Source organism: Bacteroides zoogleoformans (assembly GCF_002998435.1).
Classification (GTDB): Bacteria; Bacteroidota; Bacteroidia; order Bacteroidales; family Bacteroidaceae; genus Bacteroides; species Bacteroides zoogleoformans.
Genome location: NZ_CP027231.1, coordinates 1,476,681 through 1,502,670, shown reverse-complemented (window position 1 = coordinate 1,502,670; position 25,990 = coordinate 1,476,681). Strand labels below are relative to the sequence as shown.

Below are 25,990 nucleotides of genomic sequence, written 5' to 3'. Positions count from 1 at the left end.
ATGAAAAAACTCTTCAATTTATTGTTTGTCGGCTTATTGTCGGCTTGGGCTGCTACTTCGCAAGCCGGAACGAACCGTGTGACGAATGAGCCCGACTCAGTCTATCTCTTCTCTTATTCCCATCGGAATGGCAGCGGAGGATTGCGGTTTGCCTGGAGTGCCGACGAGCACAGATGGTTCAGTGTGGCCGACGGTTTTGCTTATGTCAATTCGGATTTCGGACCGTGGGGCAGGGCGAAGAAAATGTTCAGGCCGCACCTGATGCAGAGCCGTGTGGATGGACGCTGGCATTGTGTATGGGCGGCCACGGAGACGGGCAAAGCATGGGCTTATGTCTCTTCTCCGGATTTGCAGAAGTGGGGGCGGCAGAGCTACTTTGCACCGTCCGACCTCGATAAGTTCGTGCCCGGAGACGTTTATCCGACGTTGGAAAAGACTGCCTTGATAAACGGTGTGGAACAGGACGGATGGGTGCAGAAAGTGGCATACGGCACGGTGGGGCAACTCATTCGCTATGCCGAGCATAAACGCTATCGTGCGTCGCAGAATGCCGAGCGCATGGCACAAGACCCTGTACGTTTTGCCGGACTGGAGGCGTTGCAAGCCACCGTTACGCTGAAGCCCGAAAAGAGCAAGAAGATAAGCGGACACCTGACAGGCATTTTCTTTGAAGACATCAATTATGCAGCCGACGGCGGATTGTATGCGGAATTGATTCAGAACCGCGACTTTGAGTATGCTCCTGCCGACCGAGGTAATGACCGGAACTGGAACAGTACTCATTCCTGGGCTTTGACCGACGCAAGCTCAGCCACGTTCAGCGTGGAAACGCTCCGGCCGCTTCATCCCAACAATCCGCATTATGCCGTTTTGGAAGTGAAGTCCGCACCGGGAGCGGGGCTTGTGAATGGCGGTTTTGACGGCATTGCCGTAAAGAAGGGCGAGAAGTATGATTTTTCACTCTTCGGCAAGGTGCTCGAAGGCAAGGGCGGCAAAGTGGCGGTGAAGTTGTCCGATAAAGATGGAACAGTGATAGGGCAGGCATCCGTCACCATCACTTCGAAAGACTGGAAACGGCAGAAGGCCGTCCTCACTGTGACCGCAGACAGAACCGATGCTTCTTTGGGCATCTATCCGCAGGAGGCCGGCAAATTTGCCCTCGACATGGTTTCCCTCTTTCCGCAGAGCACGTTCAAAGGACGTAAAAACGGCCTCCGCGCCGATTTGGCGCAGGCGCTTGCCGACCTTCATCCCCGTTTCGTCCGTTTCCCCGGAGGATGCGTGGCCCATGGAGACGGAGTGGACAACATCTACGACTGGAAAGGCTCTATCGGCCCTCTCGAGGCCCGCAAGCCGTTGCGCAACCTGTGGGGCTACCACCAGACACGCGGCCTGGGATACTTCGAGTATTTCCGGTTTTGCGAAGACATCGGCGCTGAACCGTTGCCCGTGCTTGCGGCGGGCGTGCCTTGTCAGAACTCAGGCACGTGTGCCCATCATTCAACGGACGAGCTGACTTGCATGGGACAGCAAGGCGGCATCCCCTTGGAAGAGATGGACAAGTACATCCAGGATGTGCTCGACCTGATAGAGTATGCCAACGGCGATGCCCGCAGCACGGAATGGGGAAAGAAACGTGCCGAAGCCGGGCATCCGAAGCCCTTCAACCTGAAGTTCATCGGCATCGGTAACGAAGACATGATAACCGATGTGTTTGAAGAACGCTTTACGCTGATATACAATGCCGTCAGGCAGAAACATCCCGAAATAACAGTCATCGGGACGGTAGGCCCTTTCCATGAAGGCACGGATTACGAGGAAGGCTGGAAGCTGGCCACACGCCTCGGAGTGCCTGTGGTGGACGAGCACTACTACGTGGAGCCGGGCTGGCTCATCCACAATCAGGATTACTACGACCGCTACGACCGCCGCAAGCCCAAGGTGTATCTGGGCGAATACGCCTCTCATGTATCAGGCCGGCGCAACAACATCGAGACGGCCTTGACCGAAGCGCTCTACCTCACCTCGATAGAGCGGAACGGCGACGTGGTACTCATGACCTCTTACGCTCCGCTATTGGCAAAGGAGGGACATACGCAGTGGAACCCCGACTTGATTTACTTCAACAATACGGAAGTGAAGCCTACGGTGGGCTACTATGTCCAACAGATGTACGGGCAGAATGCCGGTACCGAGTACATACCCGCCGAGGTCAGCCTGAGCAACCCGTCGGATGCCGTGCGGAAGCGTATCGGCGTGTCGGTGGTGAAAGACGATGCCGGCGATTATATCGTAAAGCTTGCCAATCTGCTTCCCGTGAAAGTCTCTTCAAGAGTGAAGCTGGAAGGCATTTCTCCGGCAGGCGCATCGGCCTCGGCGACGCTTCTTGCCGGCAATCCTCAAAGCGAAGAGGTTAAGCCCGTATCTTCGTCTTTCGTCGTAGAAGGACAGGAGTTCGGTTATGAGATGCCGGCCTATTCATTCACCGTGATACGTGTACGGCAAGGGGAAAACAGGCATGAATAACGCACCGGTGCGATGTAAAAAGACGTCCCGATTCTGGATGGGATGTCGAACCAATACTGGTGCGGATGTCCAACCAATGCTGGTGCGGATGTCGAACCAATACTGGTCGGGGCATTCATCCAAATCGGAGTGGATTTTCAGATTAAAATTAAATTCAAACTAAATATAGAATAACTGTTTTAACCGATTAAGAACCATGAAAAGAGTATCAGTATGCGCACTCGCCGTTGTGGCGGCAGGCGCGGTATGGGCACAAAAACAGACGGCCCTTCATTCGGGCTATCCGATAGAGCCGGTTCCCTTTACTTCCGTCAAAGTGACGGACGGCTTCTGGGGGCAGCGTCTCAAGGCGAGCCGTGAGGTCACGGTCCCGTTGGCCTTCAGCAAATGCGAGGAGACCGGACGTTACGAGAACTTTGTCAAGGCGGCTCATCCCAGCGACGAATATAAGGTGGGAGGCCTTTCCTTCGACGATACGGATGTGTATAAAACCATCGAGGGAGCCAGCTACCTGCTTCAGACCTATCCTGACGAGAAGCTGAAGAAGTATATCGACAGTGTGCTGGTCATCGTTGCCGCCGCGCAGGAGCCGGACGGCTATCTTTACACCGCCCGCACCATGAACCCGAAGCATCCGCACGGATGGGCGGGAGCGGAACGATGGTCCAAGGTGGAAGTGCTGAGCCATGAATTCTACAATCTGGGGCATATGGTAGAGGGCGCCGTGGCGCATTATCAGGCCACGGGTAAACGCAACTTCCTCGACATCGCCATCCGCTATGCCGACTGCGTGTGCAGGAATATCGGCGATAAACCGGGACAGGAACGCCTCGTGCCGGGACATCAGATAGCCGAAATGGCGTTGGTGCGCCTTTATACGGTGACGGGCGACAGGAAATATCTGGATCAGGCCAAGTTCTTCCTCGACGCACGCGGAACCACCACCATTAAAGACCGCTATTCCCAGTCGCACATACCGGTTTTGGAACAGGACGAGGCGGTGGGACATGCCGTCCGCGCCGGCTATATGTATTCCGGCATGGCGGACGTGGCTGCCATTACGGGCGACAGTTCCTACATCAAGGCCATCGACAAGATATGGGAGAACATCGTCGGCAAGAAGCTATACATCACGGGCGGAGTGGGTGCCCGCCATCAAGGAGAGGCCTTCGGCGACAATTATGAGCTGCCCAACCTGACGGCCTACAACGAAACCTGCGCGGCCATTGCCAATGTTTACCTCAATTACCGTCTTTTTCTGTTGCATGGCGATGCCAAATACTTCGACGTGCTGGAACGTACGCTCTATAACGGATTGATTTCGGGCGTCTCGCTGGACGGCGGCAAATTCTTCTACCCCAATCCGCTGTCGTGCGACGGTAAGTACAGGTTCAACGCCGACCACACCATTACCCGCCAGCCATGGTTCGGTTGTGCTTGTTGCCCCAGCAACATCAGCCGCTTCATTCCTTCGCTTCCGGGCTATGTCTATGCGGTGAAGGATGATAAGGTGTATGTCAACCTTTTCCTTTCCAACCGGGCTGCGTTGAAGGTGAACAAGAACGACATCGTGCTGGAACAGCAGACTTCTTACCCTTGGGAGGGAGACATCCGCCTGACGGTGGCGAAAGGCGGCGGACAATTCGGCATGAACATCCGTATTCCGGGCTGGGTGCGCGGCAGTGTGCTTCCGAGCGACTTGTACTCCTATGCCGACGACCGGAAACCTGTCTATCGGGTGTCGGTAAACGGCAGTCTGGTGCAGGGCGAATTGGCGAACGGCTATCTCTGCGTAGAGCGTAAGTGGAAGAAAGGAGATGTTGTGGAGATTCACTTCGACATGCCTGCGCGTGTGGTGAAAGCCAACGACAAGGTGGAAGCCGACCGTGGGCGTGTGGCTGTGGAGCGCGGCCCTATCGTGTATTGTGCCGAATGGGCGGACAACGCTTTCGACCTGAACAGCGTCGTCTTGAACCGCCGGCCCGAATTTCAGGTAGTGGAAAGGCCGGACATGCTTTGCGGCATCAACCAGATTACGACGGCGGCGCAAACGCTGAGCCGCGACGCCGCGGGCAAACTGTCCTTGAAGGATGTGAAGCTGACGCTGATTCCTTATTACGCCTGGGCGCATCGCGGCGAGGGACGCATGGATGTATGGCTGCCGATAGAAATCATTACCCTGCCTTTGTGATCGCATGTCGTTTTACTCAACTATCACCATCTATTTATAAACACACTTTATCATGAAGCAACATTTCATTACCGCTTTGTTTGCCGCTTCGGCCTTGACGGTCGGCGCACAGTCTTTCAACGAATGGCGCGACCCCGAGGTGAACGCCGTGAACCGTGCCCCGATGCACACCAACTATTTCGCTTATGAGTCGGCCGATGCTGCCGCTCGCGCAGTAAAAGAACAATCGTCCAACTACATGACGCTGAACGGCACCTGGAAATTCTTCTGGGTGAGAGACGCCGATGCCCGTCCTGTCGACTTCTGGAAACAAGGTTTCAACGACAAGGGATGGAGCGATATGCCCGTGCCCGGCGTGTGGGAGCTGAACGGCTTCGGCGACCCTATCTACGTGAATGTAGGCTATGCTTGGCGTAATCAGTTCGAGAACAACCCTCCGTACGTGCCGACAGCGAACAACCACGTAGGCTCCTACCGGCGTGAAGTGACGGTGCCCGCCCACTGGAACGGCAAGGACATCATTGCCCATTTCGGTTCAGTGACCTCTAACCTCTATCTGTGGGTCAACGGGTGCTATGTGGGGTATAGCGAGGACAGCAAGCTGGAAGCGGAATTCAATCTGACTCCTTACCTGAGGCCGGGGCAGAAGAACCTGATAGCTTTCCAAGTGTTCCGCTGGTGCGACGGAACGTACCTCGAAGACCAGGACTTCTTCCGTTATAGCGGTGTGGGCCGCGACTGCTACCTCTATGCACGCGACAAGAAGCGCATCGAGGACATCCGCGTAACGCCCGATTTGGATGCCGACTACAAGAACGGCTCCTTGCGTGTGGCTGTCAGCCGGAAAGGCAGCGGCGATGTACATCTGGAGTTGCTCGACGCGGCGGGCAAGCAGGTGGCTGCGCAGACGGTGCGCGGCGGCGTTGCGGTGATAACGGTGGACAATCCGCATAAGTGGACGGCCGAGACCCCTTATCTGTACACCTTGCGCGCCACGATGCAGGGCAGCGGCGAAGTGATTCCCGTCAAGGTGGGTTTCCGCAAGATAGAGTTGAAAGATGCGCAGATTCTTGTCAATGGCCGGCCGGTACTTTTCAAGGGTGTGGATCGTCATGAGATGGATCCGGACGGCGGCTATGTGGTATCGCCCCAACGCATGATGCAGGACATCCAGATAATGAAGAAGTTCAACATCAATGCCGTGCGCACCTGCCACTATCCCGACGCCAACCTCTGGTACGACCTTTGCGACAAGTACGGCATTTACGTCGTGGCCGAGGCCAACGTAGAATCTCACGGCATGGGCTACGGCGACAAGACCCTTGCCAAAGACCCCGCCTATCAGAAGGCCCACCTGGAGCGCAACCTGCGCAACGTGCAGCGCGGCTTCAATCACCCCGGCATCATCTTCTGGTCGTTGGGCAACGAGGCGGGCTATGGACCCAACTTCGAGGCTGCCTACGACCTGGTGAAGGCCGAAGACCCGAGCCGGGCCGTGCAATACGAGCAGGCCCGCAAGGATGGCAAGACCGACATCTTCTGCCCGATGTATTACACCTACGAGGCCTGCAAGACCTATTGCGAAGACGCGTCGCAAACCAAACCGATGATTCAATGCGAGTACGCCCACGCCATGGGAAACTCCGAAGGCGGATTCAAAGAATACTGGGACTTGGTGCGCAAGTATCCCAAATTCCAGGGAGGATTCATCTGGGACTTTGTCGACCAGTCGGTGCGTTGGAAGGGTAAGAACGGCCGGACGATTTATGCCTACGGAGGCGACTTCAACCGCTTCGACGCCACCGACGGCAATTTCTGTGATAACGGCCTGATAAGCCCCGACCGTGTGCCCAATCCTCACATGTACGAGGTAGGGCATTTCTATCAGAGCATTTGGACCACTCCCGCTGATTTGCAACACGGCGAAGTGGCTGTGTACAACGAGAACTTCTTCCGCGACCTTTCCGCTTATTATCTGGAATGGGAGGTGCTGAAAAACGGTAAGGTGATTCGCACGGGGCGGGTGGACAACCTCCATGTGGCTCCCCAACAGACGGCGAACGTCAAGCTCGATTGGGGCAACACCTGCCAGTGCGCCGAGTGGTTGCTGAACGTTTCCTATAAACTGAAGAACCGTGAGGGACTGCTCCCCGCCGGGCATGCCGTGGCCAAGCAGCAGCTTACGCTGAATCCGTATAAGGCTCCCGCCATGGAGCCGGCAAACGCGGAGACCGTGAACACGCCCGCCGTAGCTCCGCGGATGCAGGAAAACGACCGTAACTTCCTCATCGTGGGCAATGACGCTTTCCGTGCGGAGTTCAGCAAGCGCAGCGGCTACCTGACCAAATACGAGGTGAACGGGCTGGACATGATAAAAGAGGGAGGCGCCCTGATGCCCAACTTCTGGCGCGCGCCGACGGACAATGACTTCGGTGCCGGCCTGCAACGCAAGTACGCCGCGTGGAAGAACCCCGAAATCAAACTGACGTCGCTCAAACAGCGCGTCGAGGACAAGCGGGTGATTGTGGAGGCCGCCTATGACATGCCCGGCGTTTCGGCCAAGCTGAACCTGACCTACGTCATCACCAACGCCGGCGCCATCAGGGTGACACAGAAACTGACGGCCGACAAGGACGCCAACGTTTCCAACCTCTTCCGCTTCGGCATGCAGCTGCCCATGCCCCGCTCGTTCCACACGGTGGAATATTACGGCCGCGGCCCGATAGAGAACTACATCGACCGTAACCATGCCACCGACCTTGGCGTCTATCGCCAGAGCGTGGCCGAGCAGTTCTACTCCTACATCCGTCCGCAGGAGACCGGCACGAAGACCGACATCCGCTGGTGGAAGACACTCGATGCGGCCGGAAACGGCGTGCAGGTGGTGGCAGCCGAACCTTTCTCGGCGTCGGCATTGCACTACACCATCGAGTCGCTGGACGAAGGAGCGGAGAAACGCAACGGCCACTCGCCCGAAGTGGAAGAGGCCGACCTGACGAATTTCTGCATCGACAAGGTGCAGATGGGACTGGGATGCGAGAACAGCTGGGGGCGCATCCCACGCCCGGAATACCTGTTGCCGTACGGCGATTACGAATTTACGTTCATCCTCTCGCCGGTGAAGCATGAGGTAGGGCTTGATTAAGGGTTTCACCTTTACCGGTCTATACTGAACGTACCTCTCTATACTACTGAAGCCACCTCCCAATACTACTGAGGTGGCTTCACTCGTATTGGGAAATAAAGTCTCAATACAACGAAGGGGGGGGTGAAACTTTGAGTTAATCCACTTTCTCCCAACGTTTCAGATACTCGGACGGGCTCAGTCCGAACTCATTCTTGAAACACTGCCTGAAGTAGGCCACGCTGCTGAAGCCCGTCATGTCGGAGATTTCGGATATCGAATACCGCTCCGAAAGCAGCAACTGCACGCCGTTTCGCATCTTCACCTTGCGGATGAACTCGTTGGCGGACATGTCGGTGACGCCTTTTATCTTGCGGTAGAGGGTGGAGTGGCTCATGCACATCTTGTCCGCAATGAAGGCGATGTCCATCTTTTCCATCTCCAGGTTGTCTTCAATGATTTTCGTGATGCGTTGCACGAATTCATTGTCCAGCGGACTCAAGGCCGCTGTGGCTTGGGCGGTCGGTTCCGTCTGCGGGCTGAGGGCGGTGAGGGTGGCTGCCATTCTTTTGCGCGCTTCCAGCAGGTTGTTGATGCGGCTGTGCAGCAGTTTGGCGCTGAAAGGCTTGGTCAGGTACGAGTCGGCGCCGGCCGTATAGCCTTCTTCCTTGTCGTGCAGCGAGTCTTTGGCCGTGAGCAGGATAAAGGGGATGTGGCTGGTGCGGATATCGTCTTTCACCAATCGGCAAAGCTCGATGCCGTCCGTCACGGGCATCATGATGTCGCTCACGATGATGTTGGGGATGCGCTCTTGCGCCAGTGTCCACCCTTGACTGCCGTCTTCAGCCGTCAAGATGTCGAAGTTGTCGCCGAGGGATTGGCGGATGTATTGACGGATGTCCGGATTGTCCTCCACCACGAGCAGCAGCGGACGCGTGTCGTCGACGGTTGCTTCTTCTTCGTCGGTGATTTGTTCCGGCAGGCTGCCCGCGGTTGCATCTCCCTTATCTTCACAGGCGAGGTGTGCGTCGGCATGCAGTGCGTTGGGGTAGATGTTGTCCGTCAGCAAGCGTAGTCTGAAGGTGCTGCCCACCTCAGACAGGCTGTTGACCTGGAGCGTGGCCTCGTGCAGGTCGGCCAATCCTTTGACTAATGCCAACCCGATGCCTGAGCCCGATGCCTGATATCGGCTGTTGGCCTGATAGTAGCGCTCGAAGATGTGCGGCAAGGCTTCGGGCGAGATGCCGTGTCCGGTGTCGCTGACGCTGATTTCGGTATATTTCACGCCGTTTTCCTCCACCGAACTCAAAGTGAGCGTAATGTCTCCCTCCGAAGTGTATTTGGCGGCATTGGACAGGAGGTTGTTCAAGATGGTGGTCAGCATATCGGCGTCATAGAAGAGTAGTGTCTCTGCTGTTTCGATACGAACATGGAATCGGACTTTGGGGTTGCGGTTCAATTCCTTATACCGTAAGCCGACTTCCTGCACCAGTTCCGAGAGGTCGCCCCGTGCCACGGACAGTTTTCGGTTCTGCGTCTCTGTTTTCCGGAACTCCAATATGCCGTTGATAAGATTCAGCAGGCGGGTGGCGCTGTCGTGTATGATGCTGATTTTGTTGGCATGCTTGGGCGAGAGGGTACCGTCGCTCAGCAAGTCTTCCAGCGGTCCCAGTATCAGGGTGAGCGGAGTGCGCAGCTCGTGGGTGATGTTGGTGTAGAACCGCAGGCGCTCGTCGTTCAGTTCCTGCTTGTTCCGGCTGTTCTTGCGCTCCACCTCTAAGCTGCTCTCTAAGTTCAGCTTCCGTTTGTAGAAGCGGATGATGACATAGACGAGGGAGGCGGCGGCCAGAAAATAAAGCAGCTTGGCGTACCATGCCAGCCAGAACGGCGGTCTGATGACGATGGACAGTGCCGCCACTCCCTGCTCCCATTCCTGGTTGCGGAGCCGGGTTCTCACTTTGAACCGATACTCTCCGGGCGGTATGTTGCGGAAGGTCACTTGATTCTCGCCTTGCGTGCTGTACCATACATCCTCCAGCCCTTCCATCATGTAGGCAAACTCCACTTGCGAGTTTTGCGTATAGTCCGGCACGTTGAAGGATATCTTGAAGGTGTTCTGGTTGTATGGCAGGCCGATTCTGTCTCTGATGGGCAACGACAGTTCCGTGTCTTTGCTTTCGGTCTGTCGGCTGTATACGAAAAAGCCGGTGATGGTGACTGGAACCACGGCCCGTATGGCGGAAAGCGATGACGGGTTGAAGTAGCACGTCCCGTTCTGCGAGGCGAAGTAGAGCGTCCCGTTGCCGTCGGACACGGAGGCTCCATCCATGAAGTCGCCCAGCGGGATACCGTCGCGATGATCGTAATTATAGAACATTTTTCTACTTTCGTTCAAGCGGGAGATGCCGGCATTGGTACTCATCCATATATTTCCGTCACGGTCTTCATGAATGGCACGTACCTGCGTGTTCCGCAGTCCCTCGCCGCTGCCGAAGATGATATAGTTTTCAGGATGACCGGTGTCGGCGAAGAGGACTGCGCCTTCGCGGGTGGCAGCCCAGATACGTCCTTGCGAGTCGGTCGTGAAGGCGTTCACCGCATTAGACGGAAACCCGTTCTCTTTTTGGTGGTTCAGCAGCAGCTTGCCTTGCGGGGTGAAGATAAAGACCCCTTTGCCGAAAGTTCCTACCCACAGTCGTCCGTGTGCGTCACGGCAGATGTCCTGCACAAGCAAGTCGGTCAATTGTGCGTTCAACCCCTCTTCCGGCGTCAGCTTTTCACAATGATAGCTGTACACGCCGGTGCGTGTGCCTATCCAGAGTTTGCTGTCCGGGTCTTCGGACAAGCATCGTACATCCGTGGGGAGGCCATCCTTACTGATGGACGTAAAGTGTCGCTTCTCCGGCTCATAGCAGAACAGTCCGGCTTCCCATGTGCCGATCCATATCCTATGCTGCCTGTCTTCATGGATGGCACGCACGTAGGCATGGGGATGCAAGGCAGATGTGGGCAGCGAGATTATCCGGAGCTGCTCTCCTTGCTTTAAAACGGCCAGTTCGTTCTCTCCGCCCATCCAAAGTTGTTCCTTATGGTCAAGGCAGAGGCTCCACACTTGTTTGTACCGGCTCTTTCCTTGCTTCTCTGCGGTGTAGTGCAGTCTGTTGAATATGTCGGGTTCATGACTGATGAAGTCCAGCCCGTCCCGATAGCTTCCTATCCAGAGATTTCCGAAGGAGTCTTGCAACAGCCGGCGCACGTATGCGCCGGTCAGGCCGTATTCGTCATTGGTCACCGTGATGTTGCTGAAACGTATGTCGCGGGCATCGGTGAAGGTATTGCTCTGAACGTCCAGTACGCTGACCCCTCCCATGTTAGTGGCGAAGTGTATGTTTCCATTCTTCATTTGTTTGATGTCCATGACGGTGCCCGGCAGGAGCGATTGCGCATCCCCTTTCTTGTGCTTGAAGGAGATGAACTTCTCCGTGTCGGGCCGGAAGAGGGCGGCTCCTTGGTTCGTTCCCACCCAGACGTTCTTGTTGCGGTCTATGCAGAGGGAATAGACCTCATCGCCGGGGAGGCTGCCCGGGTCGTCGGCACGGTGGCGGTAGCGGCGCAAGGTCTTCCGTTTGATATCGACGATGCTCAATCCATCCTTTACGTGTCCGATGTAGAGGTTGCCGCGTCCGTCGTCCATGGCTGTCCAGCATCCCCACGGCAGGTTGGGTATCGAACGATGGTCATAGTTCCTGAAAATGTTTTTCTTCGGGTCGAAATGTTGCACGCCCATGTGGTAGTGGGTAATCCATATCCCACTGTCCGTCGCCGCTGCCAGATAGGGGATGTCATTGCTTATCAGCCCGTCGTCGGGGCTTTTCAGTGCAGTGATGGTTTCGGCGGCATAGTCGAAGCAGCACAGCCCGTCGCGTTGCGTGCCTATCCACATCTTGTCTTCCGTTGGGTCGGTCAGCAAGGCGTTCAGCTCATTGCTGCTCAGGCCGGAGTTGCTTTTGCTGTACACGGTGAATTGCCGTCCGTCAAAGCGGTTCAACCCCGATTCAGTCGCAATCCAGATATATCCCCTCCTGTCTTGCGCCAGACTGAGGATGTAGTTATTGGAAAGACCGTTTTCCACGCCGAAGTGCGAGATGCTGTGCCGTTGCGCCGAGGATGTGCCCATTATAGCCAACAAGCTTAGAATGCAGGTAATGCGAAGGTGTGTCATGGCATAAGATTTTGATAGGTACAAAAGTAATGTTTTTTGTCGAATCTTTTCTTAGCATAAGGTGAGAATAAGATTCTGTCTTAGAATGAACGAAATTCTATCCTCATTGCAGAGTTTTTATCCCCTGCGTTAGAAGAATATGCCTTAAGTTTGCATCCAAAAGAAAACAATATTAAAACCTTTGAAGCTCATGAAAACATAAGAAACAGCCCTCCCACCCTTTATGGACAGAACGAACACAGTGTCTTCTCTCCTAATCGTATTTAATCATTCTCCTTATTCATCTAACAAAAACTGAAGAACAAACGATGAATCGCAATTTATTTCAAAGAAATCGAAAGGCATTTGCTGCCTTACTGCTTTGCGTCTGCTTCGCCGCCACCCATCCTTTGGCTGCTTTTGCCGAAGAGGGCACCGATGCCGTGCAAGCCATGCAACAACAGAAACAATCCGTTTCGGGTAATGTGAAGGATGCCGCCGGCGAACCGGTCATAGGCGCCAATATCCGCGAGAAAGGAAATCCCTCTAATGGAACGATTACCGATATCGACGGCAACTTCCACTTGCAGGTGGGGAGGGGCGCCGTGCTTGAAGTCTCGTTTATCGGCTATAAGACGGTGGAAGTGGCAGTCACGCCCGGCAGACCGGTCAACGTCATCCTGCAAGACGACAGTGCCCTGCTGGAAGAAGTGGTCGTAGTGGGTTACGGTACCATGCGTAAGAAAGACCTGACCGGATCGGTGGTGCAGATAAACCCCGATAAGATAGCCGACCAGAACCCCGGCTCGGTGCAAGACTTGCTGCGCGGTACTCCCGGTTTGCAGATTGGTTACGACTCTTCCGCCAAGGGGGGTGGAAGCATTCAATTGCGCGGTCAGAATTCATTGTACACCGATGGCGGCCACAACTCTCCGCTCATTATCCTTGACGGAATGGCGTTCAACGGCGAGCTGTCCGAAATCAATCCCGACGACATTGCGCAAATCGATGTGCTGAAAGATGCTTCGTCGGCTGCCGTATACGGCGCCAAGGCTGCCAGCGGCGTGCTGATTATCACCACGAAGAAAGGTAAGGAAGGCAAACCCATCATCAACATCGGAGTAAACCTTGCCGCCAATACAAAGGCCGCCTACCGCGACGTGTTCAATGCCGAAGAGTATATGAGGTATCGCGAAGACTGGTTCAAGGCAACCACCTACGGATACAACAATTCTGGACAGTGGGGCTATTACAGCAAGGAAAGCAAAATCCCCGCAGGCTACTACGACCACTACGAAAACGCATCGTGGTATGGCATCACACAAAATGCCTGGGCCACTTCGGGTCCTAAAACCTTACAAGCGGGCGAAAGTTTGAAGTCGCTCTACGCCCGTCGCATGGGTTTGGACAACGATGCTGCCTTGGTGATGCAGAACTTCTTGGACGACAAGACCTACGATTGGAACAAAGCCGTCTTCCGCACGGGCTTCAATCAAGATTACAATGCCAGCATCTCCGGTGCCACGGATAGAGTGAACTATTACCTCAGTTTCGGCTACCTGAACAACCAAGGAGCCATTCAGGGAGATAATTACCATGCCTTCCGCTCCAACATGAAGCTGAACGCGAAGATTACGGACTGGCTGGAGGTGGGTGCCAACATCAATTTCCAAGACCGCAGCGACGAATCGAACGCCGTGCCCTTGAACGGCAATTACTGGGATGCCAACCAGCTTCGCGAGTCTCCTTACGCACTACGCTACGATGCGGATGGCAATGAGTTGCAATATCCGCGTAGCGGCAATCCTACCAACGGCGGCTACAACTATCACTTCAATGTGCAGTACGAAGAGCTTGAGAAAGGATACACGGTATTGAACACTATTTTCAATGCCAAATTGACGTTGCCTTTCGGCATCACTTACCAGTTCAATATCGCTCCGCGCTACCAGTGGTTCTACGACCGCTACTTCATGTCTTCTGCCTTGCCTCACAGTACGCCTTCTACTCGGGGGGTGAACCGCAATACTTCAAAGAACTTCGACTGGTCGCTTAACAACACCCTTACGTGGGACAAAGTGTTCGACAAGCACCGTTTCACCGTCACGCTGGTGCAGGAAGCCGAAGAAAACCGTCACTGGTACGACGAAATCCATGCCCGCAACATCACACCTACCGATGTGCTGGGCTTCCACTACGTTTCCGGCGCCAACATGGAGCAGAGTTCTATTTATACTTCCGATACACACTCTACGGCGGCTGCTTATTTGGGACGTCTGTTCTATAGCTATAAGGACCGTTACATGTTCACCGGCACTGTCCGCCGCGACGGCTATTCGGCATTCGGTTCCAATAATCCTTGGGCCACATTCTGGTCGGTCGGCGGCAGCTGGGTGTTCTCTGAAGAATCGTTTGTCAATCTGCCCTGGCTCAATTCCGGTAAGCTGCGCGTTTCCTACGGAACCAACGGTAACCGTTCTTTGAGAGATACCTATCTGGCACTCTCCAATCTGAAGAACGGCGGTGTGATGGGGTATTATCACAATGGCGGTGCCAGCGTCATTCAGGCCCTGCAGATAGACCGGCTGGGCAATCCGAATCTGGAGTGGGAGAAGACTACTGCCTATAATGTGGGCCTTGACTTCTCCGTGTTGGACTATCGTCTGAGCGGTAGTGTGGAGTGGTATTACAAGAAGACTCACGACATGATTATGGCTCAGCGTCTGCCTAACTTCACCGGTTTCGGCAGCATCACGACCAATCTGGGGGAAGTTACCAACTCGGGTGTTGAGATCACGTTGAATTCGCGCAACATCGAGCGGAAGAACTTCACTTGGAATACCGGCCTCGGCTTCTCTTACAACAAGAACCGTATCAAGCACCTCTATTATGAGTATGATGAGAACGGTGATGAAATCAATGATACGTCCAATAATTGGTTCATAGGCAAGCCTATCGGTGAAATCTGGTACTGGGAAGTAGACGGCATATGGCAACTCGATGAAGCCGCCGAAGCCGCAAAAGTAAATCAGAAGCCCGGCGACCCGAAAGTCGTCAACCGCTATACCGGCGATGACAAGGCAGACGGCACTCCGGTCTACAATGATAAGGATAAGGCCTATCTGGGCATGACCCGCCCACCTATCTACTGGAATTTGCGCAATGATTTCACGTTCTTCAAGGACTGGTCGTTCTCTTTCTCCATGTATTCTTATATGGGTCATAAGAGCTTGTCCGGCAATTACTTGAACGGAGATAATTCCGGATCGATGTTTACCAATACTTGCAACACTTACAAGAAAGAGTACTGGACTCCCGAGAATCCTACCAACGAATATGCCCGACTGAATGCGGTAGGCCCCAGCGGCGCTACGGGTGTGCAGAAACTCTATAATCGCAGCTTTGTCCGCCTGGACAACATCACCATCGGCTATACACTGCCTAAGGAGCTTACGCGTAAGTTCATGCTGGAGAAAGTGCGCCTTACGGCCGGCATCAACAATGTCTGCACATTCGATAGTTGGGAGTACGGCGACCCCGAGACAGGCGGCTATGCCAACAGACAGTTCCAATTCGGCATCAATGTAACACTCTAAAATGTAAAAACGAGATGAAACGATATATCAATACTTTATATAGAGGCTGTGCGGTGATAGCTTTGGCTGCTGTCATGACAGCTTGTACCGACTCTTTCCTTAAGCAAGACCCTCTCTCTTTCTACGAGCCTACTGCTACCTATTCTACTGAAGCGGGTTTGCAATCTGCATTGACCATGTGTGACAAGCAGCTGAAAACCTATATCCTTGACGGCAACTGGAACAATGTGGGCTTGAGCACCAATTATTATCTGACAGATGTGGGAATGTATGCCAAGACAGACATGGGCGGAGGTTTCCAAGACAACTTCGATGCCAAACTGACGCCTACTTCCGGTATGTCCGGCGGTGGCGACGGCAACTACATGCAACGTTTCTGGAACGAAGGTTTCAATGCTGTGAAGTATGCCAACTCCGTACTTTCATATGTGGATAAGGTGGCAGGTCTGAATGAAGAGGTTAAGAACGCCTATAAAGGACGCGCTTACTTCCACAGGGCATACGCTTACTATAACCTGACCTTGCAGTTCGGCGATATTCCTTTGATTACGCAGCTGATGACAGTCCCTAAGCAGAGCTATAAGTCTACCAGCAAAGAGGCTATCTTCCGGATGCTTGTTCATGACTTAGAGTTCGCCGTACAGCATGTTCCTTCTCAGCAGAAGATGAGCTATCTAGGCATGATCAATCAGGAGGCATGCATGCACCTGTTGGTGAAGTGCTATCTGGTGACGGGCGAATACGTCAAGGCCGAATCCGTTGCCACCGACCTTATCAACAATCATGGTCTGAAGTTGATGACCTCTTCTTTCGGTGTATGGCAGCCATCGGGCAACGAGAAGACTTGGAAGGTGACCCGCAATGTGGTATGGGATCTGCATCGCACTCCCAATATTTGTCATGCGGAGAACAAAGAGCTTATCATGCCCATCATCAACTCCAACGAACAGAATTTCACGACCTACAACATTATGCGTGCCAACTTCGTACACTGGAGTAACAGTGTAATTCGCGACCCTCATGGGCTGGCAGGACCGGGTTCTAACTATGCACGGAACAATGCCAACTATAATCCCGAGCTTGACTGGGTGCGTGCAGCCGGGCGTGGCATTGCCTTGAACCGTACTTCATTCCATTATAACAAGACCATCTGGACGTATGACGGCGAAACTGACTGGCAAGACCTCCGTCACAACCGTGAAATGGGCAACTGGATGGAGATGGAAGACTTCAAGTACAACAATCCCAAGTCCGATTTCTATGGCAAGAACTATCAGTTGTATGCCACGGAAGATTACGTGAAGGATGGAAACGTGCTTGTCAGGAAGGGAGAGATTCTCTGCTCGGACACCATCCGCAGTTGGTATCCTACCCCTCTTTACCAGCTCTATATCCTTGATGCCGTGAACGAAGCGAACATGGGTGCTAATCAGTTCCAGGGAGCATCGGGCAAGGGTTGTAACGGCGATATGTATCTGTTCCGTCTGGCAGACACTTATCTGTTGCGTGCCGAGGCTCGTTTTTATCAAGGTAAGGCAGGTGAGGCGGCTCAGGATGTGAACGCTGTCCGTCAACGTGCAAATGCCAAGAAGATGTACACCACGGTGACTATTGGAGATATCATGGACGAACGTGCCCGCGAGCTCTATATGGAAGAGTTCCGTCAGGCGGAGATGGTACGCGTGTCATGGTGTCTTGCCAAGAGCGGCAAGCCCGATGAATGGGGCAATACCTACGACCTCTCCACCTGGGATAAGCAGGAAGGCACCGACTTGAGCGGAGGCAGCTACTGGTTTAAGCGTTGCACCACGTACAACGTCTTCAACCGTCCTTACGGTAAGGGTTCGCAAGGCAGTCAGACTTTTGAATATAAAGTGAACAAGCGCAACCTCTTCTGGCCCGTTCCTAACTCGGCCATTACGGCCAACAACAAGGCGAAGCTTCGTCAGAACTACGGTTACGACGGTTATGACGAGAACATCCCGATGTGGACTGATTGGGAGGAAGCGGTAGCCGATGAGCTGAAGATTGAATAAGTGTTTTATTGTTTTTTCAATAGGGATTAGTTTGGGCCCGCTCTTCAGTTGAGAAGAGTGGGCTCTTTGGTTATATGACACTTCCTTTGATTTTCGGTATCGATGTGTATAAAGTTAGGCAAGTATGTTAATAACTTCTTGGTATATATGTTGGCGTAAATCGTTATTTATGGGTATTGGATTCTTGTTGCGGCCTCTGTACTTTTGCGGCCGATAAAGAAGAATACAATGAAGGGAATATTTAAAAGGAAAAGTGTAAATAAAAAGAGGTTTTTGAGCATTGTAGCGGCATTGGTGATTGTCGTTGCGGCGGTTGTGTCGTGGAAAACATGGGTAGGTTATACTGACATCGCCTTCCTGAACTATCAGGTGGTGGAGCTGGGACAGATAGCCAAAGCCAATGACAACGGGATGATTCGCCTCAAAGAGATAACGACCGACGATTTAGACCGGCTCGGAGACTATGACATGATTCTGGTCAACGGCATGGGGCTCCGCCTCGACGAGCAACAGCGCGAGCAGCTGCAAGAGGCTTCGTACAGCCGCCCGGTGCTGACGCGCATAGCCACCAACCCGATGAACAACATCGTCTCGGTGGACTCGGTAGACGCCGACTTCCTCTTGCGTTATCTGGAGAACGGAGGTCGTGCCAACTACCGCAACATGTTCTCTTACATCCGCAAGTTCATTGACGGCAAACTGTTCAAGGCTCCCGAACCCGGCGTGCCGGACGAGCGTCCCGACTGCCTGTTGTCTCACTTCGACCCCAAGGACGAGGCTGCCGACGAGATAGGCTTCAACAGCGTGGCGGAGTATAACGCCTTCCTCACGAAAAACGGACTTTATAAGGAGAACGCGCCTGCCGTGATGCTGACCGGCACGATGGGGCAGGCCGCTGATATGGTGAAAGCCCTCGAGCAGAAAGGCTTCAACGTCTATCGCGTGGAGAAGTTTCAGGCGTTCGCCGGCGGAGGGCATGCGGACAGCATCGCCTTATCCGCCGTAATCAATATGGCCCACGGGCGTATGGGCGACCGGATGGTGGACTTCCTGAAGAGGAAAAACATCCCGCTCTTCTCGCCCCTGAACGTCAACCGGCTGACCGAAGAGTGGGAAGGCGACAAGCAAGGTATGACAGGCGGCTTTCTGTCGCAGAGCGTCGTTACGCCCGAGATAGACGGCGCGATACGCCCGTACACCGTCTTTGCCCATCGCGTGAATGCCGAGGGCTTGCAAGAGGTATACGGCATCCCCGACCGCATGGACAGCTTCGTAGAGAACGTGGCCGGCTACCTCTCGCTGCAACGGAAGAAGAACAGCGAGAAACGTGTGGCCATCTGCTACTTCAAAGGCCCGGGACAGAATTCACTGACGGCATCGGGCATGGAGGTGGTTCCCTCGCTCTACAACCTGCTGCTGCGGCTGCGTAGCGAGGGCTACCGTGTAGACGGTCTTCCCGCTTCGGCCAAAGAGCTCGAAGCCCTGATTCAGCAACGCGGCTCGGTGTTCGGCGCCTATGCCGAAGGTGCTTACGACCAGTTCCTCCGTTCCGGACATCCCGCGTTGGTGACTGCCGCCCAATACGATGAATGGACGCGGAAGGCGCTCTCAAGCCGGATGATAGCAGAGATGAATGCGCTGAACGGTCCGTTCCCCGGAAAATACATGTCCACTGCCGATGGCCGCCTGGCAGTAGCCCGGCTGGAGTTCGGCAATGTAGCCCTGCTGCCGCAGGTCATGGCGGGCGAAGGCGGCGACGCGTTCAAAATTATCCACGGCACCAATCAAGCGCCGCCCCACACCTACATTGCTTCTTACCTGTGGGCAAGGTTCGGTTTCGGCGCCGACGCGCTGATTCACTTCGGCACGCACGGCTCGCTGGAATATACGCCGCGCAAGCAGGTGGCGCTCGATAGCAACGACTGGCCCGACCGGCTCATCGGTGTCGTTCCACATTATTATATATATACCATCGGCAACGTAGGCGAAGGCATGATTGCCAAACGCCGCACGTACGCCCAGCTGCAATCTTACCTCACCCCTCCGTTCAAGGAGAGCGAGCTGCGCAATACCTATCGCCGACTGAGCGACGCCATCGACGCTTACAATAAGAAGCCCTCGGACGCGCAGTCGCTCAAGGTAAAGGCACTGACCGTAGAAATGGGAATAGCCCGCGAGTTGGGGCTGGACGACAAGGAGATGACCCGCCCTTATACGGAGGACGACATTACCCGCCTCGAGGGTTTTGCCGAAGAGCTGGCCAACGAGAAGATTACCGGTAAGCTATACACCATGGGTGAGGCGTACGAACCTCAAGACATTACCACCAGCGTCTATGCCATGGCTACCGACCCGATAGCCTACGGCTTGCTTGCCGTGGATAAGCTGAAAGGGCGCGCCGCGGCAGATGCCGAGAAGCACAAACAGCTCTTCGGCCGCCTCTACCTGGCCAAGGCGAAGGAGGAGGTGAAGCGCCTGCTCGGCTCGAAGGGCGAGATGACCGACGAGTACATCTGCCGCTTTGCCGGAATCACCTCCGACGAACTGCAGACGGCCCGCGAGGTGGAAGCCATGCACGCCGCTCCCGACCCCATCATGCTGATGATGCAGATGGCCGACAACATGGGCGCGAAACCGAAAGAAGAGAAAGTGGCGGATCGCCGCACCGTCAGCGAGATGCGTGCCGCCAAGGTGACCCGCAAGAGAAAGATACCCCAGATGAGCCGCGCCACATTCGAGAAGATGGAGCAAAGCGGCAAGTTCCCCGAGAAGATGATGACGAAAATCAAGGAGGGACAAAGATGGTATCAGGAAGAACTGAAGAACGGCCGGGCAAAGACGACGGCAAAACCCGCGTCGAAAGGACCGAAATATACCCGTGAACAGATACATCTGGCACAAGCCGTTACGGCCGTGGAGCGCGCACTGAGAAACGTGGCGAACTACGAGGACATGCTCCGCCGAAGTCCCGAATACGAGCTGGGCTCGCTGATGAATGCCCTGAAAGGCGGATATACCGAGCCTTCTCCGGGAGGCGACCCCATTGTCAACCCCAACACCTTGCCTACGGGACGCAACCTCTACGCCATCAATGCGGAGCATACGCCTACGGAAGACGCTTGGGAGAAAGGACAGGCGCTGGCCGATAACACGATAAAGATGTATCGCGAGCGGCACAACGGCGAGTACCCCCGCAAGGTGAGTTACACGCTGTGGAGTAGTGAGTTCATCGAAACAGAAGGAGCCACCATCGCGCAGATACTCTACATGCTCGGCGTAGAACCGGTGAGAGACGCCTTCCGACGGGTTACCGACTTGCGGTTGATACCTTCGGAACAACTCGGACGCCCGCGCATCGACGTAGTGGTGCAGACCAGCGGACAGCTGCGAGACCTTGCCGCCTCCCGACTTTTCCTCATCAACAAGGCCATCGAGATGGCTGCCAACGCCGAAGACGACCGCTATGACAATCTTGTCAAAGCCGGCGTGGTAGAATCCGAACGGGTACTTGTGGAGAAAGGCATGTCGCCCAAGGAAGCCAGAGAGGTGAGTATGTTCCGTGTGTTCGGGGGCATCAACGGCAACTACGGCACCGGCATACAGTCGATGGTCGAGGCCGGAGACCGCTGGGACAAGGAGAGCCAGTTGGCCGAGGTCTATATGAACAATATGGGCGCCTTCTATGGCAGTGAAAAAGATTGGGAGACCGTGCGGCAGGCGGCCTTCGAGGCTGCGCTCACCCGCACCGATGTGGTCATCCAGCCGCGTCAGAGCAATACGTGGGGCGCATTGAGTCTCGACCATGTGTATGAGTTCATGGGCGGCATGAACCTTGCCGTGCGCAACGTGACGGGCAAAGACCCTGACGCTTATCTTGCGGATTATCGCAATCATCAGCACATGCGGATGCAGGAAGTGAAAGAGGCCATCGGCGTAGAGAGCCGTACCACCATATTCAACCCCGCCTACATCCGCGAGAAGATGAAGGGCGGCGCAAGCAGTGCCGACGGCTTTGCCGACATTGTGACGAATACCTACGGATGGAACGTGATGAAACCCGCAGCCATCGACAAGGAGTTGTGGGAGGAGATTTATAAGGTGTATGTGAAGGATAAGTTCAACCTCGGCACCCGGGAGTTCTTCGAGCGGCAGAACCCGGCAGCATTGGAGGAGATGACCGCCGTGATGATGGAAACCATCCGCAAAGGGCTGTGGAAGGCTTCGGCAGAGCAGGCGGGCGACATCGCTCGTTTGCATGTGGAGATGGTCAATAAGTACAAACCTTCTTGTTCGGGCTTTGTCTGCGACAACCCCAAACTCCGCGAGTTCATTGCGTCGAAGACCGATGCCTCTGCCGCTAAGGAATACCGGCAGAACGTGAACGACATTCGCGAAGCCAGGAGCGAAGCCGGCAACAAGAGCATGGTGATGAAGAAAGAGTCCGTGGACGGCAGCGAGGGACAAACCACCACGACCGTCAGCGGTGTGGTGATGGCTGTGATTGTGGTCGTGGCTGTCCTGATACTCGTCGTTCTGGTCAAGCGTCGCCGCAGAAACATGATGTAGCTTTCCTGGAGTGGTATTTATGGAGACAGTAGTTGTTTTGATGATGATATCGGTTTGCTTCAGCTTTGTGCTGAAGCAGACATTCCACGGCGTGCGCGAGGTGATGGCCGTCTCGGTTGTTGTCATGGTGTTCACGGCGCTGATGTGGCCTTTCGCCATCGAGCAGTCCAAGACGCAGATAGCCTCCTGGCTTGCCGACACAGGACTGATGCTTGACGTGGCGGTGCTGCTGAGCGTCGATGTGGCGTTGACCATGCTGTTCTGCGTCATGTACGCCGACATAAAGACATCGGCTTACGTCAGCCGTCGCAAGCGGAGGGTGTTCGCTTTCTTGAAGTATTTCCCCGGTCTGCTTGTCTTTCCCGTACTGTTCAGCGGCCTGACGGCGGTGATATTTCTCCTTCCCGGCGTATCGTTCCAGCTGGTGGCGTGGACGTTGGGCGGACTGCTGTTTCTGGTTGTTCCCTTGTCGGTCTATGGGCTGTGCCGGCTTCTGCCCGAGCGTGAGATACGTCTGGAGATGCTCTTTCTTGTCAACATCCTGTTGGCGCTGATGGGCATCATCGCGACTGTCAACGGGCGTACGGCTGTGACGGGCTTCGACAGCATTGATTGGCGCACGCTGCTGTTCGTGACAGGTGTGGTCATAAGCGGTGTAGCCGTGGGATGGATGCATTATCTTGTACGAATGAAGAATTTGAAAAATAAAATAGAAAGAAGATGAATTACATTTCAGACGTATTGTTTTGGATTTCCACCGGACTGCTTGTGCCCGTGGTGGTGTTGTTGATTTGGTTTTTTGTGCGTGCGCTCCTGTTGCTCGGAGGTTTCTTCGGCCAATACCTCACCATGCGTAAGATAGGGGCACAGATCCGCCAGCAGATGGACACACTGACCGTCGATAACCTCGACACCTTGGGCGAGCGACTGCCCAAGAGCAAGCAGGCGGTGATAGTGACCTATATAAATAAGGTGGTGGAAGCACGTCGCAGCAAAGCGCAGGTAAACAGACTGCTCGACCGCTATGCGCAGTTTGTGGAGAAAGACATGGCACTGCCCACCACGTTGCTGAAGATGGGACCCATGCTCGGACTGATGGGTACGCTCATCCCGATGGGACCTGCGCTCGTGGGGCTTTCTACCGGAGACATCGCTTCCATGGCCTATAATATGCAAGTGGCTTTCGCTACGACCGTGGTTGGCCTTTCGTCTGCCGCCATCGGCTTCATCGCCAAGCAGGCAAAGAGCCGTTGGTATGCCGAGGATATGAGTAATCTGGAGTTCATAGCAGATTTGTCGGACGAGAGCAAGGCACAGTAAGATGAGACAGAGACGACGCAACCGTCTGGCACACGATGCCGACGATGACCCGATGAGTGTGGTGAGTAACCTCTTCGACGTAGCCATGGTGTTCGCCGTGGCCTTGATGGTGGCTCTTGTCAGCCGTTACAACATGACGGAGATGTTCAGCCGCGAAGACTTCACGATGGTGAAGAACCCGGGTAAGGAAGATATGGAGATCATCACCAAGAAAGGACAGAAGATAGAACGCTACACGCCGTCCGAAGATCAGAGTCAAAAGTCCGGCGCCAAAGGACGAAAGGTGGGCATCGCCTACCAGCTGGAATCGGGCGAGATAATCTATGTGCCGGAGGAGTGACGGACATTGAACAAGCAGGCATGACCAAAGGGAAGAAACGCATATTGACTTGGAGGGGTTACCATAAATGGGTCGGACTTGTGCTGGCGGTGTTTACCTTGCTCTTTTGTGTGTCGGGCATCATCCTCAACCACAGAAGGCTGTTCCGGCAGTGCGAGGTGAGCCGTTCGTGGTTGCCCGAAAGCTATCGTTTCCGGAACTACAACAACGGCATCCTGAAAGGTACGCTGGCCCTGGACGACAGTACGGTGCTGGCATACGGCTATGCCGGGATCTGGCGAACCGACAGAGACTTCTCCGACTTCGAGGACTTCAATGCGGGACTTCCTGAAGGAGTGGACGGGCGCACTATCAGAAATGTGGTGAAGACCGCCGAGGGCACTATCTGGTGCGCAGCCCTGTATGACCTGTACCGGTACGATGGTGTCCGGTGGGTGAAGCAGGAATTGCCGGGCAATGAAGAACGCCTCTCCGATGTGACGTTGAGCAAAGACAGTTGCCGGGTAGTGGCGTTGACGCGTTCTTCGGTCTACACCGTCTCCGCTTCCAAGGAACAGGGCGGTGCGACTTGCACGGCAGAACGCCATCAGCTCCGTTCCCCCGACGGCTATACTCCGAGAGTGACACTCTTCAAGACCGTATGGATGCTGCATAGCGGTGAACTCTTCGGAATTGCGGGCAAGCTGGTGGTAGACTTCGTCGCCGTGGTATTGGCCGCTCTTTGCCTGACGGGGATTCTGCTTTTCGTCCTGCCTTATGCCATGCGCAGGCACAAACGATGGATGCAGGGGAAACTCCGGAAGTGGGAAGGAAACGCACTGAAGTGGAACCTGCGGTGGCATAACCGTCTGGGAGCCTATCTGCTGCTGTTGACGCTTCTGCTGACCGTTACGGGCATGTGCCTCAGACCGCCGCTGATGATACCGTTGGTGTTGACCAAGACGGCGCCCCTTCCCGGCACCGTGCAAGACCAAGACAATGTGTGGCACGATAAGCTCCGGGCCATCCGGTGGGATCAAGCCGAAGACGGTTGGCTGATTTCTACTACCGAGGGCTTCATCAGGGTGGATGAGTCGTTCAGACAGTCCCCCGTTCTGTTGCCGGCAAAGGGCTCGCCCGCCGTCAGCCCGATGGGAGTGACCGTGTTTCAGGCCGCCGACGCGCAGACATGGTTGGTGGGCTCGTTCAGCGGAATGTTTCGTTGGCGTCCCGCAAGCGGAGAGGTCGTGGATTTCTTTTCCGGCGAACCGGTAAAAAGCAGGATGGGGCGCCCCGTCTCGTCGAACTTGGTCAGCGGCTATACCGGTGACCTGCGGGCTGCCCGACACGTGGTGTTCAATTATGCACAAGGGGCTTCGGGACTGCCGCCCATGCCGCAACTGCTGAAGAAACAGCCCATGTCGCTCTGGAACTTTGCCCTCGAGCTGCACGTCGGAAGATGCTACACTCCGTTCTTGGGGCCCTTCTCGGAACTGTTCGTGTTCCTCTCGGGGCTGTTGATTTCGTTGGTGATTGTATCGGGCTATATCGTCTATCGGAGACGAAAGAAGAAAAACAAGTGAGATTTTAGATTTAGAGATAAGTAGTATTAATTATTAAATTCAAAAAACAATGAAAAAGTTTAGAACAATGATTGCCATGATGATGGCAGCGGTAAGTTTGTGTGTAGTGTCAACCTCTTGCGGCAGCGACAAGGATGAACCGGCGTTGCCGGCAGCCAAAAGCGTTGAAGGCACTTATAAAGGGGATTTGAAATGTACGGTGATGGGTTCTGCACAGACATTCAACAATGTGACGATGACCCTGAAGTCTGTAGATGAGGCGACGGTGGATATTACTGTGAGCGACTTCGGCGAAAAAGGCATGAGAGTAGCAGGGCTTGTTTTCAAAGGAATCAAAGTGACCGGTGCCGACGGTGTCTATGCACTGCCGCAGACAAATTTCAGTGGTAAGACTGAGGCTGGAAAGAGTTTCTCGGGCCCGTTGCAAGGTGCATTCGCCAAAGAGGCACTGATCTTGAAGTTTACGCTGAATTACGGCGCCATGCCCATGCCTATGGTTTGCGAATTCACCGGAAAGAAATAAAAAGT

Annotated in this window: 12 protein-coding genes; 11 read left to right on the top strand and 1 reads right to left on the bottom strand. The window is 54.6% G+C overall.

The genetic code is table 11. From position 1 onward, the window contains the following. The 3 genes from C4H11_RS06410 to C4H11_RS06400 all read left to right on the top strand — a co-directional run bounded on the left by C4H11_RS06410 (window position 1) and on the right by C4H11_RS06400 (window position 7,862). Entirely contained in the window at window positions 1-2,526 is a 2,526-nt protein-coding gene (locus C4H11_RS06410) for an alpha-L-arabinofuranosidase C-terminal domain-containing protein (protein ID WP_106043178.1), read from the top strand. A 196-nt stretch (window positions 2,527-2,722) separates the two neighbouring features. Further along, a complete protein-coding gene (locus tag C4H11_RS06405; protein ID WP_106040927.1) occupies window positions 2,723-4,717 on the top strand; it encodes a glycoside hydrolase family 127 protein in 1,995 nt (664 codons plus the stop codon). Window positions 4,718-4,769: 52 nt separating this feature from the next. After that, window positions 4,770-7,862 carry a glycoside hydrolase family 2 TIM barrel-domain containing protein gene (locus C4H11_RS06400; RefSeq protein WP_106040926.1) on the top strand — a complete coding sequence of 1,031 codons (3,093 nt, stop codon included), beginning with the start codon at window positions 4,770-4,772 and terminating at the stop codon, window positions 7,860-7,862. Between the two features lie 136 nt (window positions 7,863-7,998). On the opposite strand, the gene C4H11_RS06395 is transcribed toward C4H11_RS06400, so the two are convergent. Further along, a complete protein-coding gene (locus tag C4H11_RS06395) occupies window positions 7,999-12,063 on the bottom strand; it encodes a hybrid sensor histidine kinase/response regulator transcription factor (RefSeq protein ID WP_106040925.1) in 4,065 nt (1,354 codons plus the stop codon). Between the two features lie 308 nt (window positions 12,064-12,371). Between C4H11_RS06395 and C4H11_RS06390 the strand changes: the two genes are divergently transcribed. The 8 genes from C4H11_RS06390 (at window position 12,372) to C4H11_RS06355 (ending at window position 25,985) form a co-directional block, all read left to right on the top strand. Further along, window positions 12,372-15,638 carry a SusC/RagA family TonB-linked outer membrane protein gene (locus tag C4H11_RS06390; RefSeq protein WP_106040924.1) on the top strand — a complete coding sequence of 1,089 codons (3,267 nt, stop codon included), beginning with the start codon at window positions 12,372-12,374 and terminating at the stop codon, window positions 15,636-15,638. Between the two features lie 14 nt (window positions 15,639-15,652). Continuing rightward, on the top strand, window positions 15,653-17,674 hold the full coding sequence (locus C4H11_RS06385; protein WP_106040923.1) for a RagB/SusD family nutrient uptake outer membrane protein: 2,022 nt from the start codon (window positions 15,653-15,655) through the stop codon (window positions 17,672-17,674). A 228-nt stretch (window positions 17,675-17,902) separates the two neighbouring features. Further along, window positions 17,903-22,240 carry a cobaltochelatase subunit CobN gene (locus tag C4H11_RS06380; protein WP_106040922.1) on the top strand — a complete coding sequence of 1,446 codons (4,338 nt, stop codon included), beginning with the start codon at window positions 17,903-17,905 and terminating at the stop codon, window positions 22,238-22,240. Window positions 22,241-22,259: 19 nt separating this feature from the next. Continuing rightward, complete coding sequence (locus tag C4H11_RS06375) at window positions 22,260-22,964, top strand: hypothetical protein (protein ID WP_106040921.1); 705 nt, start codon at window positions 22,260-22,262, stop codon at window positions 22,962-22,964. Then, window positions 22,961-23,560: a MotA/TolQ/ExbB proton channel family protein gene (locus tag C4H11_RS06370; RefSeq protein ID WP_106040920.1), complete on the top strand. Its 600-nt coding sequence runs from the start codon at window positions 22,961-22,963 to the stop codon at window positions 23,558-23,560. Before C4H11_RS06375 ends, C4H11_RS06370 begins: the two co-directional genes overlap by 4 nt. Before the next feature lies 1 nt (window position 23,561). Then, the gene (locus C4H11_RS06365; RefSeq protein WP_106040919.1) at window positions 23,562-23,900 is read left to right on the top strand and encodes a DUF2149 domain-containing protein; all 339 of its coding nucleotides are present in this window, start codon (window positions 23,562-23,564) and stop codon (window positions 23,898-23,900) included. Then, a complete protein-coding gene (locus C4H11_RS06360) occupies window positions 23,897-25,462 on the top strand; it encodes a PepSY-associated TM helix domain-containing protein (RefSeq protein ID WP_234819895.1) in 1,566 nt (521 codons plus the stop codon). The genes C4H11_RS06365 and C4H11_RS06360 overlap by 4 nt, the downstream gene beginning before the upstream one ends. A gap of 49 nt (window positions 25,463-25,511) precedes the next feature. Next, window positions 25,512-25,985 (top strand): calycin-like domain-containing protein, encoded by a 474-nt coding sequence (locus C4H11_RS06355; RefSeq protein ID WP_106040918.1) that lies wholly within the window; start codon window positions 25,512-25,514, stop codon window positions 25,983-25,985. Window positions 25,986-25,990: the final 5 nt, after the last annotated feature.